The organism is Succinimonas sp., from assembly GCF_045225735.1.
Classification (GTDB): Bacteria; Pseudomonadota; Gammaproteobacteria; order Enterobacterales; family Succinivibrionaceae; genus Succinimonas.
The window spans coordinates 1-13,585 of sequence record NZ_JBGVBR010000152.1 but is presented as its reverse complement, the minus strand read 5'-3'; the positions used below and the strand labels follow the sequence as shown (position 1 = coordinate 13,585).

At 49.5% G+C, this 13,585-nt stretch carries 13 protein-coding genes; 10 read left to right on the top strand and 3 right to left on the bottom strand.

The genetic code is table 11. The features are described 5' to 3' along the window. The first annotated feature begins 1,098 nt into the window (after window positions 1–1,098). The 6 genes from ACJROR_RS05490 to ACJROR_RS05465 all read left to right on the top strand — a co-directional run bounded on the left by ACJROR_RS05490 (window position 1,099) and on the right by ACJROR_RS05465 (window position 6,235). Window positions 1,099–2,040, top strand: coding sequence for a hypothetical protein (locus tag ACJROR_RS05490; protein ID WP_406546214.1), 942 nt, complete (start codon window positions 1,099–1,101; stop codon window positions 2,038–2,040). Continuing rightward, entirely contained in the window at window positions 2,037–3,146 is a 1,110-nt protein-coding gene (locus ACJROR_RS05485; RefSeq protein ID WP_406546213.1) for a hypothetical protein, read from the top strand. Before ACJROR_RS05490 ends, ACJROR_RS05485 begins: the two co-directional genes overlap by 4 nt. A gap of 43 nt (window positions 3,147–3,189) precedes the next feature. After that, entirely contained in the window at window positions 3,190–4,095 is a 906-nt protein-coding gene (locus ACJROR_RS05480; protein WP_406546212.1) for a TPM domain-containing protein, read from the top strand. Between the two features lie 365 nt (window positions 4,096–4,460). Continuing rightward, the gene (locus ACJROR_RS05475; RefSeq protein ID WP_406546211.1) at window positions 4,461–5,405 is read left to right on the top strand and encodes a TPM domain-containing protein; all 945 of its coding nucleotides are present in this window, start codon (window positions 4,461–4,463) and stop codon (window positions 5,403–5,405) included. 196 nt (window positions 5,406–5,601) lie between these two features. Further along, complete coding sequence (locus ACJROR_RS05470) at window positions 5,602–6,006, top strand: TPM domain-containing protein (protein ID WP_406546210.1); 405 nt, start codon at window positions 5,602–5,604, stop codon at window positions 6,004–6,006. Between the two features lie 7 nt (window positions 6,007–6,013). Next, window positions 6,014–6,235 (top strand): TPM domain-containing protein, encoded by a 222-nt coding sequence (locus ACJROR_RS05465; protein WP_406546209.1) that lies wholly within the window; start codon window positions 6,014–6,016, stop codon window positions 6,233–6,235. Window positions 6,236–6,594: 359 nt separating this feature from the next. On the opposite strand, the gene ACJROR_RS05460 is transcribed toward ACJROR_RS05465, so the two are convergent. After that, window positions 6,595–7,572, bottom strand: coding sequence for a tetratricopeptide repeat protein (locus ACJROR_RS05460; RefSeq protein WP_406546208.1), 978 nt, complete (start codon window positions 7,570–7,572; stop codon window positions 6,595–6,597). 921 nt (window positions 7,573–8,493) lie between these two features. Here ACJROR_RS05460 and ACJROR_RS05455 point away from each other — a divergent pair. From ACJROR_RS05455 to ACJROR_RS05440, 4 genes are all read left to right on the top strand, one after another. Next, window positions 8,494–8,922: a hypothetical protein gene (locus ACJROR_RS05455; protein WP_406546207.1), complete on the top strand. Its 429-nt coding sequence runs from the start codon at window positions 8,494–8,496 to the stop codon at window positions 8,920–8,922. Between the two features lie 10 nt (window positions 8,923–8,932). Further along, window positions 8,933–9,283: a hypothetical protein gene (locus ACJROR_RS05450; protein WP_406546206.1), complete on the top strand. Its 351-nt coding sequence runs from the start codon at window positions 8,933–8,935 to the stop codon at window positions 9,281–9,283. A 161-nt stretch (window positions 9,284–9,444) separates the two neighbouring features. Continuing rightward, entirely contained in the window at window positions 9,445–9,834 is a 390-nt protein-coding gene (locus ACJROR_RS05445) for a hypothetical protein (RefSeq protein ID WP_406546205.1), read from the top strand. Window positions 9,835–9,838: 4 nt separating this feature from the next. Continuing rightward, a complete protein-coding gene (locus ACJROR_RS05440) occupies window positions 9,839–10,114 on the top strand; it encodes a hypothetical protein (protein WP_406546204.1) in 276 nt (91 codons plus the stop codon). A 982-nt stretch (window positions 10,115–11,096) separates the two neighbouring features. On the opposite strand, the gene ACJROR_RS05435 is transcribed toward ACJROR_RS05440, so the two are convergent. Both ACJROR_RS05435 and ACJROR_RS05430 read right to left on the bottom strand, forming a co-directional pair. Next, the gene (locus ACJROR_RS05435) at window positions 11,097–13,127 is read right to left on the bottom strand and encodes an IS3 family transposase (protein ID WP_406038418.1); all 2,031 of its coding nucleotides are present in this window, start codon (window positions 13,125–13,127) and stop codon (window positions 11,097–11,099) included. A 53-nt stretch (window positions 13,128–13,180) separates the two neighbouring features. Beyond that, the coding region (locus ACJROR_RS05430) for an IS3 family transposase (protein ID WP_406546203.1) at window positions 13,181–13,585 on the bottom strand (405 nt) is incomplete at its 5' end.

Genomic DNA, 13,585 nt, shown 5'->3' with positions numbered 1-13,585 from the left:
GTTTTTTGTTGCCTTTTGGAGTATTTTCCCGCCGTGCCATAAGTACAAATCTTTATGCCCCCTGTCGTTGCAGATACCAGAGCTTTGTTCAGCGGCCAATAATCTGGGTTCCGTGGAAACCAGAGAGGATCTTTTCCGGTAAGAGCAGACATACACGCCAAAAGTCAGTTTTTTGTTGCCTTTTGGAGTATTTTCCCGCCGTGCCATAAGTACCAACCCTTATGCCCCCTGTCGTTGCAGATACCGAGCTTTGTTCAGCGGCCAATAATATGGATTCCGTGGAAACCGGAGAGGATCTTTTCCGGTAAGAGCAGACAAACCCGCCAAAAGTCAGTTTTTTGTTGCCTTTTGGATATTTTTCTGACGTGCCTTAAGGAATTATCTCAAAATAATATGTAATTCTTGAGACGGAAATAGAACTCTCATTTTGATACGCTTTTGTGAGAGAACACGGAGAGTTACATATGGTAGTTTCTGTTATATAACTGAAAAATGGGCAGGAAAATGGGCAGGAAAATCGCTATTGGATGTCAAAACTACAGTCAAAACTACAGTTAACTATATCAACAGTACTAAGACAAAAACAGGTCTGACTGACTGTAAAGTGTGTCTTTGAAAGCGTGTGTCTTTGATACAAACAAATACGAATGCTCAATCAAGATTTCTGATGAAGAAATTGAGACAAAAGATCTCGAAAGAATTGAACCTTATGGGGATTATGCATACATAATCAGAGGGTTTAAGAAATGCAAGTAATTTTGTGATAGTTCCTTAAATAGTTGCGTTTGGCAGCATTATTGGCGAGTGACACTGAGTGTTTTTCGGAAAATCGTTTAATATCCTGAAATGTGAGGAGGCGCAAGCGGTTCTGCGGCCCCGGGAGCAGGTTTTTGTTCCGGTTGGTATGTAATCATCAGAACCGGGGAATCTCGGAATCCTTGCCTTGATCCTGCATCAGCCGGCACGCCCGCGACGGCGGCTCCATAAGATTTTTCCGGCTTATTCCCTTGAGCTATGAGAGTTAGCCAGTGGCAGGATGACAGGGAAGCAGGAGCGGCAGGAATGACAGGAATAGGTGGAATGGGAGGAATGACGGTAATGAAAGGAATCATATCTCGCAGGCTTTTCCCGGTTTTGGCTGCTCTGGGCTGTCTTGTCCTGTCAGGATGCGGGGATCCCGTGCTGGATCTCTCGGGAACCGAACAGGAGAATACCGCCAGACTGGCTGATTTTCTGAACCATTTCAATAAGTCCGACCGGGCTCTGATCATGGGCTGGCTGGCTGCAGATACCCTGAAGGGCCTCGAAAAGATGAACGGCAAAAAGGCTTCCGAGGTTTTGGAAATGGTAAACAGCGAGTGGCGGGAGCTTTATACCGCGGAGGCTGTTAATGCCAAGGAGATCTACCGCTGGATGGAAAACGAGAAGGTGCCGGTATTCGGGATGAAGGAGTTCAGCGATCTCTGCGAGAATCCCGAAAAAGTCCCTGACCAGCCTGATGATCTCCTGAAAACCCGCGCCCATGCCAGCAGGGCCGCGCAGGTTTATCGCAATTTTCATATCACCTGCAGACTCGGCGCCAAAAGTAACGAGGCGGAGCTTGTTCTCGATAACGGTACTGACATGCCCATGACGAAGGGAACGGTAAAGGCCCTGGATGCCCAGGCGGAATTTGCCGTGCCCGGAGGCCTGGATCCGGGCCAGAAAACCCAGCTTACCCTGAAAAACCCCGCTCTGGCAAAGCGCCTCAGGGAGAAGCACGAGTGCGTTCCTGTTTATGCGGAGTTTCTGGACTGGAACAGCGGGAACAACTTTCATCTGGACTACTACGCCCCCGAAAACGCCATTAAGCCCGAGGACATGGATGATTACGCGGAGTTTCGTCAAAAGACCCTTCAGGAAATTAACGGCTCCTACGATCGGAAGGCGGTTATCAGAAAGCTCTGCGACATGAATCACGCTGCGAGAGAACGCACCGAGAACGCCGTAAAAGCCTTTACCGCCAGCTATCCCGAAAGAAAGACGGAGGTAACCAAATGAGCCTTGCTTCATTTTCCAGAAAGTTTATTCCGGCTTCTGCTTTGCGGGCGGGACTCCTTCTTCTTGCTGGTCTTTCCTTCCTTCCGGCTCACGGGGAAAACAGATTCACCTTCGGAGACGTTAAGGAACTCAAAGAGGCTGCCGCTCTGGAATCAGCAGTCTATGCCAGTCTCCCGGAATCCCATATCAGCCGTTTTGAGCATTTTTATCTCCTCCGGCTGGTGGCGGTGGGGCAGTCCGGGAATCCCGCTCTCGCAAAGCATTACTTCCATGGCGGGAGTAACGTTATCCCGGGAGGGATTTTTCAGGGAATGCGCGAATTTACCCCGAAGGAGCTTACCGAGGCCTTCATAAAAGCTCATGCCGAAAGGGCGGCCAAGGCGCTTCCGGATTTGGACAATGAGATTAACGCAGCCCGGGAAACCAGAAAGATCATGGGTTTGTACCGGGAGCTTTCCGAAGAGATTGCGAAAACGGCGGCTCTGACCTCCCGGGAGGTACCGGAGGACGTCATTGCCAGAAAGTACATCAAGAGCAAGCTGGAGGCCTTTAAGGTTACCCCGCATACCGTCCCCGGCCATCCCGATCAGCTGGAGCTGACCTTCAGGAATGAAACCGGAAACCTTGTCGCGCAGAGCGGCATTCTGCATATCATTATCTGGAAGAAGGGCGAGGAGGTTTCCCATCTCAGAAAGGACAAGTACGATTTCAAATTTGACACGGCTTTAAATCCCGGCGAGGAGCACAAGGACATCGTGCCCTGCGACAGCATCTGCCAGGAGGTGATGAACAGCCCCGACTTTTATTCCGAAATCCATGTGGACACCCTGAACGGTCATCCCGCGGGAAGCTACCGCTTTTTCAGCTTTTCTGCCGGGCATGAGTGGGACAGTCAGAGCTCCGAGGATCATCTTAACCAGTATCTCAGCGAGACTCTCCCGGCTCTGAAGGCAGCCATTGACAAAACCGCGGGATCCTTTGCCGGGTTTGTTAAGGAAACCGGCGGGATGGCTAAGAGCTCCGGGGATAACAGCGGCGGGGACAAGAACAGCAGGGATAACAGCGGCAAGACTCCGGAAGAAGCCGGCGAGAGCAATAAGCACTGAGTTTGTCACCAGGCGGAGATAAGGATTTGCAGAAGGGCGGCATATGACTGAAAAGGGCAGTAACGCTGTTGACATTCCGGGGTGGCATCTCCTCATCATCGTGACGCTTTTGGTTCTGGGCCCCGTTATCGCCTTTATGGTCTCGGGGAACGGCGACAGCGATAGCGATAGCAGCAGCGCCAGTGACAGCAACAGCAAGACCGCAGTTTCTTACCCGATGCAGGGGGCCTCCAAGTACTACTACGTTCAGGACTACAGCGGCGTGTTTTCCCATGCGACGGAAAAATATATTTTTACCGAAGCTATGCGGCTTTTTAAGGAAACCTCCGCCCCGATCGTGGTGATGGCCGTGCCGAATACCGGTTCCGAAAGCGTGGGCGCCTACACCATGAAAACCGCCAACAAACTTCATATCGGCTCCCGGGATAAGAACGGCATTCTGATTCTCTTTACCACCGATGATCCCCATGTCAGTCTGCAGGTGGGGAGGGGACTCTCGCAAGACATCCCGGATTCCCGGGCCAGGCAAATTATTGATGAATATGCCGTGGCCGACAAGAATAACCGCCGTTGGAACAAAGCCGCCATGAACACCTTTACGGCCACTGCGGAGATTCTGTACCGGAAATACGGGAAGGAGGTTCCGGACACGATGGCATTCGTTAAAGATGTGCCGGAAGGACTGCAAGGTCATACCTTCGGGGACATGAAGCTTCCGGAACCCGGGAGTGATGCTCCGGATGAATATGACGACTTTTTCCGCAGGATTACCTGGGCTGTTGTCGCATTCCTCATCATCGGTTTTGGAGTGTTCTTTATTTATTTTATAATTCGGGACTTGCAGGGCGACATCGTATACGGCGGTGATGGAGGTTCAGACTCCGGCGGCGACTGGGGCGGAGGAGGCTCCGATGGCGGCGGCTTCGGGGGCGACGGAGCCAGCGACTGATCCTGTCATGAGGATACAGCCCGCCCCGCCGGCGCTGCCGAGAGTCTCGGGAACGCGCTTAAGGTCTTGCGGGAAAACGGTGCTTTTTCAGGTTTGGCCGGACGGCACGGGCCAGTGCGATCTTGAGCGGGAGAACATCTTAAGCTCGTCTCAGGGGCTCTCTCCTGTTCGCTTCCGAAAAGATGCCGTTTCAAAACTGCCGGCTCTTACGACGCAGGCGGTGTGAAGGAAACCGGCGGAACGGATAAGGGGCCGGACTCCGGAGGGATCCTGAGAGCGCAGCCGGGGCAGGAAGAAATTTAAGGAAACAGGAGCGAGCAGTCTGATTATGGTTTTTGACAGCGGTTATTCGGGGAGGAGGTCTCATGGCCGGAAGCAGCAGTAACGTTTCAGGAAACGGGGAAGCTCAGCCGTCCGGATCCTCATGCCTGACCAAGATTCTGGCGACTCTGGGGATATGCCTTCTCGGCACTTTTGCCGGCATGGCCTTGCGGGAAAACATGACCGAGACTGTTTACCCGGAACCGGGAGCCTCCAAATACTTCTACATCCAGGATTACAGCGGAGTGTTTTCGGAAGCGGCGGAAAAGTACATTTTTGATGAAGCCGTGAAGCTTAACCGGGACACCACGGCCCAGATCGTGGTGATGGCCGTGCCGAACACCAGTACCGAACCCCTGGAATCCTACAGCCTGAAAACCGCTAACAGACTGGGGATCGGATCCAAGGAGAAAAATAACGGCATTCTGATTCTCTTTACCACCGATGAACCCCATGTCCGCATGGAGGTGGGCAAGGGACTTGAGGGAGCCATTCCGGATGCCATGGCTGGGCGGATTCTGGACGATTATGCCGTGGCTGACAAGAACAGCCGGCACTGGAACCGGGCCGCCATGAACACCTTTACCGCCACGGCGGAAATTGTGTACCGGGAAAGCGGGAAGGAGGTTCCGGCCTCGCTGCATCAGGTTACGGAGGTTCCTGAAGGACAGGAAGGGCATACCTTCGGGGATATGAAGCTCCCGGAAGCCCGGCCCCTTACCGCAGACGAGGATCTGGGCACCCGGGTTTCCAACGGCTTTTTCAGCTTTCTCGGGCTTTCCATTATGCTGATCCCTTTCTACCTGGCATACCGGTTTTTTAAGAGTCTCTTTTCCGGAGGCAGCGGAAGCGGTTACACCGGAAGCTGCGGGAGCTATAGCCGCAGCCGGAGTTACGGCCGCAGTTCCGGAAGCCATCGGAGTTCCTCCTCCGGGAGCAGCCACAGAGGCGGAGGCGGCGGTTTTCGGGGCGGCGGCGCCAGCCGCTGACCCGGGAACGAGTCCGGCAATCATTTGCGAGAACGCCTTAAACGCTGTCTCAGCAATATTCCGAGGATCCGGGATCCCGGCTGATAATTCCGGCGCCTTTTGCGCAGGGCGGCCGGGAATGCAACAGCTGATGCCCGGCGCGATTATCATTACGTGTTTTTAAACTGATCCGCTATCAGGTTATCAGGAGGCAGGCATGACAGAAGTCGGTAACGAAACTCCGAAAGCCGGCGAGAACGCGAAGGCGGCAAAGCCGGTGAAGCCGATCTGGAAGATAATTATAATTGAGAATTTGATAGCGATTGTGGGATTCCCTTTGGTGTGCGCTGTCGGGAGCATAATTTTATGGGAAGGCGAGCCCTATACTTATTTGAAGTATCCGAAAAGGGAATCATCGAACTACTTTTATATTCAGGATTATAGCGGAGTGTTTACCGCAGCGGCGGAACGCTACATTTTCAGTGAAGCTGTAAAACTGCACAAGGCCACTACGGCTGAGATCGTGGTTATGGCCGTGCCGAATACCAGCGACATAACTCTGGAACAATACAGCCTGACCGTTGCTAACAATCTGCATATCGGCTCCGAGAAAAAAAAATAACGGCATTTTGATTCTCTTCACCACTGAGAAGCCCCATGTTCGCATGGAGGTGGGCATGGGACTTGAGGGAGCCATTCCGGATGACATGGCGGGCAGAATTTTGGATGATAATGCCGTGAAAGACATGAAAAACGGGCATTGGAATAAAGCCGCCATGAACACCTTTACGGCCACGGCGGAAATTGTGACCAGGCCAGCGGCAAGAATGCTCCGGACTCGCTGCATTTAGCGCAGGAGGTGTCTGAGGAACCTGCGGGGGCTACCTTCGGGGACATGAAGCCGGAACCTCAGCTGAAGACAGTAGGTACAATGGAAGGCAGACTGGTTCAAGGCCTTATGATATTTATAAGGGTGTTCGCGGCAATGATCTTTATAGGTCCGTTGTTAAATGGCTTAAGGCATATGTTTATGGAAGATGAAGTCTACCAGGCCGGTCAAGGAAATCACGTGCACCAGCGCAGACGCTGGCGCAGACGATCCGGTATGAGCTTAGGCGGAAGCGGCGGCGGGCATCATAGCGGCGGAGGCGGCTTCAGGGGTGGCGGAGCCAGCCGTTAACCGGGTTCGGGCCGGCAGAAGCTTTTTCTGCTAATAAAACTCTTCCATAAGCTCCTCGGCGCGAGTCCGGTACTTTTGGGCGAGCCTGGGGTTTGGCTTGATGCTGTTATTCTGTTTTTTGCCTTTTTTTCCGGTGTTTTCAGCGTCAGCAGTTACGCCCTTTTCGTAGATATCGGCCAGAAGGGAGCAGCCGTCGGCTTCACCCAGGGAGCATGCTTTCTCCAGGAAAGTCAGAGCCTTTTTAAGATCCTGGGGGACATGCTTGCCCTTAAGATAAAGTTCGCCCAGATGACAGCAGGCGAAGGGATTTTTCAGGGCGCAGGATTTCAGTGTCAGGGGCTCGTACATCTCCGGCTTGTCCCGGTTCTGCTTCTCATATACCCGGGCCAGTTCGCCGCAGGCCATAGCGGAGTTCTTGTCGCAGGCCTTTTTCAGATACTCATACACATGCTCAAATTCCGGGTCATTAGGCTGATAGCGGTTTTCATAGATGAGTCCCAGAGATTCGCAGGCGGAAGTATTGCCGGCATCGCAAAAGTCCTCCAGGTATTCTCTGGCATTGTTGAAGCATTTGTCAGAGGGATGATAGCCGCCGTTCTCGCTGACATATTCGCAGTATTCTCCCGATAAGGCATAAAGCTCTATAGCCTGTTTGCATCCGTTATTGTCCTTGAGATCGCAGGCCTTGCGGTAGAAGGCGATGGCCTTTTCAAAATCCAGAATGTCGCCGCCGTTTCCGGGCTGCTTGCCATAATGATTTCCCATAAGGACGCAGGCTTCTGCATTAGAGAGACTGCAGGCGGTCAGGAGATAGTTCTCAGCCTGGTCAAAGGCGTCATCATCATAAAGCTCCAGATCATCGGAATCATCGCGGTCTGCGGCTTGCAAAATCTCCTTGCCTTTCTTCAGACATTCCTGGGCATCCTGGCACTGGGGATCCGCAGCAGCGACGGACGCAGTCAGAAGGCAGCAGGCCAATAGAGATAATCTGAGAATTCCTGAAATCATAGCGAAGCTCCGGAAGAAACAGTCATGACTGAAAAAAGAGTAGCACAGTAACGGCGAAAATGTCCAATTTAGCCGCCGGGGAAGGGCGAATAACGGGAACTGGGCGGGAATATTGCGGTGAGGGGCTGAAGAAATACTTATTTCCGCCTTCGCTATCATCAGAAGATGTCGGCAACCTTTGAAGCATAAAAAGAAAAAGGCCCTTCACTGGTCCGCTGTACAAAGTGCCTTAAGCGCAGAAGGGCTCTATTACTTTGTATTAACCCACAAAACTGCATAACTTAAACAAAGCAGGCAAGATTTCTTGGTATATGTCAAAGAAGCGCTTTTATCTCATCTCACTGCACCCCGGCTGTTGAAGCAACGTACCGTTTCCTGCCGGGCAGCGGAATTTCCCTCTCCAGCAATGATCTCACATCGGCATATGCCAATGCTCGGAATCAGACCAGAGTAAGACGCGTAATTGTGAAGGAGGCTCTTAAAGAAACCGGAGCCAGAGAAGAACTCACAGGCATATTCAGCCGTTGTTATCCTGCTGCATCTGAGCAGAGGAGCCAATAAGGACTTAGTTCGGCCGTCTTAGTGTCATCATTGAACCAAGGTTTATATCACAAGGGTTTGTGGTGCTTCTGCAATGATTAATGTTTAACGACCCCAGACTCTTGAAACTGTTTTCTTAACACAGCTCACAAATACCGTGTGCTGTCTCTGGCGAAATGTGAGTACTTTCAAAGATCCTTTAATTGAAAGATTGTGAAAATTGATAAAAAAAATACGCATAGAATCAGACATAAGTAGTGGTGAATTCGTACTGAAAGAAGACGAATGACTGCGATTTTGGGTCATTTTCAGAAAAACCGGCGAAAGAGCAGGGTATCTGAAGATGAAGTGAGTGGGTTTTGATTGTTAAGGAAATAACAGATGAATAAAGAAGTAAAGGGCATGTTGTTAGATGCTCTTGTAGGTGTTCTAAGTGAAATTTATGTGAGCTGGGAGTCGAGAGATAAGAAATATGTAGTCTCTGAGGAACGGGAATTCTTAGATAGAGCTAATTTAATAGATATTGCAAGGGAACATATTGTTCCGGGCTCAAACGCAATTGCTGTGATGCAATGCAATTATCAAGGGAAGGGCAAAAAAATTATTGATTTGTTCTGTAAAACAGATCTGTTCGATGTTATTGAAACAGCAGTTGATCTGGCAAATGAAAAAATGATTTGTATTTGTTATTTATCAAACGATGAGATTATTGAAAAGCAGAAGAATTGTTTTATAAATATTAGAACAAAGCGTTTATCTAATGATGTTAAGGAATTATTTAAGGACGGCGATTTAGTTATTCTGCAATAGGACGATAAGTATGTCATTTTGGAGTGGTATTTGGGATGCTATTAAACAGTTGTTTAATGGTTTTGTCAGAATCTTAAAAAGAATTATTGAAGGGATTCTTAATTTTGCAAAACATGTTGTTAATTGGTTTAAAATGTTAAACCTGAATCCTACAACACAAACTCCCTTTATAATGGATGCGAAAAATTTATCAAGTGTGATAGCAAAAGCTCCTAAAGTTGATTGCGGAATTTTTGCTGGTGTTTATGATAATCAATCAGAAACTATTACTGAATGTGAAATAATTGAAGCTGATAAATTTGATTCGACAACAAAATCAGTTCTTAGAAAGGCTGAAGATGGAATAGTTGTGCTTAGTTGAAAGTGTATTGAAAATTCGTTGGCAGTAAATTATTTTTGTTGTTAACTTATGAAATAATAAACTGATATTGCTGACGAATTTTTTTCAATCTTTACGGTTTGTAACAATGATTTGTTGTTTGCGGTATATTTATATAATTATTTAAATTAAACAAGGAAAATATGAATAATTTGGTTTGGGTGTTGGTTTTGGCTGGTTTGGCTGGTCTGTGTTATTTTTATATAAAAAAGAGAATTAATTATGACAAACCTGTCCAGATTGAGATATATAATTCGATAACACTGACAGATATTGTTAGTTTGTTAAAAATGGAGCACCCGGATCCTCAGCGTCATAAACCGTTTATTGGAACGATTGAAATTCTTAAAGATTTTAAAAATGGCTTTCTGCAAGTACAGCCAGCTCCAGATCAGACTCCAATTGTAATTGGAATTTATGATAGTCAGACAGAAATGATTACGTATGCAAAAGTATTATATGTAAAAGAGTTGGATGATGCAGCAAAATCTGTTTTTGAAAAAGCTAAAGAATCAATTGTGATATTGGAGTGATTATATGCCTTGGCCTATTTTATGGTGGATTGTTGGTGGTATTGCTTCAGTACTGCTTGCCGGAGTTGTTATAGGATCTTTGGCTGACGTGGATGAATCCGTGAGAAAGCATGCACCTAAAAATGCTTTCAAGTATCGCATTGAAAAAGCAAAAGCCCGCAAAATCAATGTTGGTATATTCAACGAATCTACGAACAAACTTCAAGATATGGAAATTGATACCAAAGATGAAATTTCGGCAGAGATTCGAAATGATATTTTAAAATGGCATTATCTTTAACGGAAAAAATTTTAAGGAGATATGTAAATAGATTATGATTAAGATTACGACTTCATATAAATTTGCAAATGATGCGTTTAACTACTTTTCAGGGTTTTAAACTGCATCCCATTTCAAGTACTTTTTTCTGACAGTTTGGGAAGTAAGTTTAACACATTGGGAATTGACTTTGACATCTTGGAAAGTGACTTTAACAGATGGGGGAAGTGCTCAGTTTTTGGTAGTAGTCCTGGGGGGTGGGGAAGAGCTCTTGCCTTCAGCTTAGGTATGGCCCGGGTTGTTAGTCCGGGCCTTTTTGCCTGGGGGTGGGGGCGCGCCCCCACCCCCAGGCAAAGCGCGAACTAAAATGAGCGGTCCCCCGGGGGCAGCGATTTTGCCCGTTTCTGAAGCGTATACGTCAATCTGCCATATACACCATTGTTAAGGCCTCGAGAGGCTGCCATACGCTTCAAATTTTGAAACACAAGGCAGTTCAGGGGTAAAGGGGCGTAGCCCCTTTAATCATTAAACAGGAAGTGCCGCAGGCGTCTTCCCTTCTTAATTATTATTCCTCGGAACTTTAACCTCTGCAACTGCCGGCACTGATTGCGCCGGACGGCTGTACACAAGGCCTCCAAGGCTCCGGCGGAGGGGATGTCATGCCGGTTCTCCGGAATTGCGTGTTTCTGTCAAAGGCCGGTGTTCTGAGAGTGCCGGGATGCCTCGCATCAGCGGGATGCTGACACGACAGGCTGTTGTCGTATAAGGCTGGATTCAGTTTTGCTCCTCCGTGCCTGAATGGCCGAACCCGGCGCTGGATGCATTCCTCAGGAAACTCCGACCCTCGCTTCAGCGAAGTCAGCAGTATAAGGTTCTCAGCCCGCACAAGGCCCGCCGTCCGGAAGAAGGGGCCGGATCTGCCTGTCATGCGGGAGACGGCATAACGTTATGGTAACGGTTCGGCCATGGGGACTGTTTCAGGTTCGGTGTCATCACGGGCCTCTCACTGCGCCGCAATGTTAAGGATTACCAGTCCTGCCGGACAGTGCTGCATCCTTGGCTTCCTGTAAGATCTTATGGCGAAGTTTACCTTGTTCAGATTTGTTTTGAGCTCCTTCCTGAAGACGTGAAGAGGCTTTGAATCGAACAGTCCCCGCATTTTGTCGGCATATTCCAGCCAGGGCACTCCCTTCCAGCTGCCGGGCAGGCTCAGATGCTCCAAATCCCAATCGGACAAATGCTTCATGCAATTCTGAGCCTGAAGGGCCTCCTGAAGCACGCCGTTGTAGAAAGTAACTTCCTTCTCTGCAATCTGGCTGTTTTTCTCCAGAAAGCCGATGATCTGCGGGCATCCTTTGACAATGGTGTCCTCCCATTTCAGATACCGCTTCAGCAGAGCAATATCATGCGCGACACGCTCTTCGGGATCCATTGCGGCATCAGCGGCAACACCGCCTCCGCTGCCGCCGTAGTGCTCCTTCTCGTTTTTGCGCTCCTTTCTGGCCTTATCGGCTTTTTTCCCCAGCATCTCAAGTCTTTGCTGAAGCTGTCTTCTCCGGATTTCTTCTGTTTCTGTAATGTCCGGCGTCACTCCGAAGTATTCGCTGAACGGATATATTCCGGTAACCGCGTATTTGTAAAAATCAGCCGGAGAGAGCCCGCCCAGACAGGTCTGAATATATACGCTGTTATAGTTGCGTATGTACCCCTTAACCACCTCCGAGCACTTCTCATAGGAGACGCACAGGAACATCGGATTTTTGATGATGTATTTCAGCTTCTGGAAGAAGCTTTCGCACGGAGCATTGTCCTGGGAATTGCCGCGCCGCGAACAGGACTGAACAAACCGGTTATTTGACAGCAGATCCCGGAATGTCGTGGACAGGTACTGACTGCCTTGATCGCTGTGGACCCAAACCTCCTGGCCTTTCTTCTGCGCTTCCGCTATTTCACTGCCATGCTCCCTCATCATCATGCCGTAGGCCTCCTGGATAAGGCCGGTATCCATGCGCTCCGAGGTGGCATGTCCCAGTATTTCCGAGGTGTAGGCATCCTTGAATACGCAGAGGTAAAAGACTTCCCTGCTTCCCGCTGCTGTCTGGTAGTACAGGTATGTGATATCGGTCAGGATCACCCGCCGCGGCGCTCTGAAGAAGTCCTGGTTTACCAAATTCCCGGGAGCGGTCTGCGGGTGGTCGTGAACAGCTTCGAACTTGTACGGATTGCGATTCGGAATGCTGGTCACAAGCCGCATTCCGTTCATGATTTTCTTTACCCGCTTCGGCCCTGTCGTGATGCCGTACCAGGCGAGCAGCGCTCCGGCTATCACCCTTTTTCCGGGAATGTATCCGAAGCGCTGAATAATCTCTATGATTTTCAGTTCGATCATTTCGCGTTCTTCGGCATCTTTCCTCAGCTTCTCCTCCTGATGCTGCCGTCTCTGCCCGGAGTTTTGCCAGCTGTTTTTCCGGATGTTGAAGATGGTCAGAATGTCAGTCTGCTTCAGAGGCTTCTCAAGGCCGTATTCCGCCGGAGCTTCAGGTCTTTTGAAGTTTTCCATGCAGCTTTCGGCCATGCTCATGACAAGCTTTTGATCCGGCTTAAACTCCAGCTTAATCCGGATCACTGCACCGCCGCATAGCACATCTTTTTTTTTAATTTCTTCTATGAGGGCTTCCAGGTATATAACCCTGCTGAGACAGTAGTTAAACCGCTCTTCCCACGTCATGGAGGCAAGCCCCGGAACCTGATTCAACGGAACAGAGCCGTTGCGGGGCGCGAACCGGTACTGAACGTGATGGCGGGCGTTTTTGCCGGCCTGCATGGCGCGGTTGACTCCGAACAGATCCGGGTCGAACCCCAGTTCCCGGTATGCCTCAACTGATGATTTGCCGGCGTCCATAAGCCGGTTCATCTCTCTGTAGAAAAACTCGGTGTAAACAATGTCGCCGTTTGCCTTCACATTCCTGATAAGCCCCTTGCTCATCAGTTCATTTATGCTTTCTTCTCTTGCTTTAATTTCATTTTGAGTCATAATCAAATCACTTGTTTATTTTTTCGGCAGTGCCGTACCGGCAAATGCGGCGGTCATTCCGGTTCCAGAGCTTTAGCTCTCAGCTTTGCTTTGGCGGCGGAGGCCTCCTGCATCTGCCGGTATTTTTTCTCCTCTTTCTCCAGATACCCGGAGAACTCCTCATCTGTCATGCCGAGCAAGTACTTCTCATACTCCGCCGGGGTCATCCGGTTGCGGGTCCACTGACAGCGGGCGTTATTATAGTATTCCGAGTAGCTATCTATAAGCTTTTTAAGCTCTTCGAACTCAGCGCAGTCCTCATAGGCGACCTCGTCCTTGAAGTGGCCGAAGAAGCTCTCCTGCGGGCTGTTATCCCAGCAGTTGCCCCGTTTGGACATGGACTGCGTCATGCCCATTTCCCGGACTCGGTTCTGGAACTCGTCAGTCAGGTACAGGATTCCCTGGTCGCTGTGAAACAG

What these genes read in the sequence shown, in the direction of transcription:
- ACJROR_RS05490 (WP_406546214.1), top strand. Translation starts at nt 1,099, where the DNA reads ATGAAAGGAATCATATCTCGCAGGCTTTTCCCGGTTTTGGCTGCTCTG.
- ACJROR_RS05485 (WP_406546213.1), top strand. Translation starts at nt 2,037, where the DNA reads ATGAGCCTTGCTTCATTTTCCAGAAAGTTTATTCCGGCTTCTGCTTTG.
- ACJROR_RS05480 (WP_406546212.1), top strand. Translation starts at nt 3,190, where the DNA reads ATGACTGAAAAGGGCAGTAACGCTGTTGACATTCCGGGGTGGCATCTC.
- ACJROR_RS05475 (WP_406546211.1), top strand. Translation starts at nt 4,461, where the DNA reads ATGGCCGGAAGCAGCAGTAACGTTTCAGGAAACGGGGAAGCTCAGCCG.
- ACJROR_RS05470 (WP_406546210.1), top strand. Translation starts at nt 5,602, where the DNA reads ATGACAGAAGTCGGTAACGAAACTCCGAAAGCCGGCGAGAACGCGAAG.
- ACJROR_RS05460 (WP_406546208.1), bottom strand. Translation starts at nt 7,572, where the DNA reads ATGATTTCAGGAATTCTCAGATTATCTCTATTGGCCTGCTGCCTTCTG.
- ACJROR_RS05455 (WP_406546207.1), top strand. Translation starts at nt 8,494, where the DNA reads ATGAATAAAGAAGTAAAGGGCATGTTGTTAGATGCTCTTGTAGGTGTT.
- ACJROR_RS05450 (WP_406546206.1), top strand. Translation starts at nt 8,933, where the DNA reads ATGTCATTTTGGAGTGGTATTTGGGATGCTATTAAACAGTTGTTTAAT.
- ACJROR_RS05445 (WP_406546205.1), top strand. Translation starts at nt 9,445, where the DNA reads ATGAATAATTTGGTTTGGGTGTTGGTTTTGGCTGGTTTGGCTGGTCTG.
- ACJROR_RS05440 (WP_406546204.1), top strand. Translation starts at nt 9,839, where the DNA reads ATGCCTTGGCCTATTTTATGGTGGATTGTTGGTGGTATTGCTTCAGTA.
- ACJROR_RS05435 (WP_406038418.1), bottom strand. Translation starts at nt 13,127, where the DNA reads ATGACTCAAAATGAAATTAAAGCAAGAGAAGAAAGCATAAATGAACTG.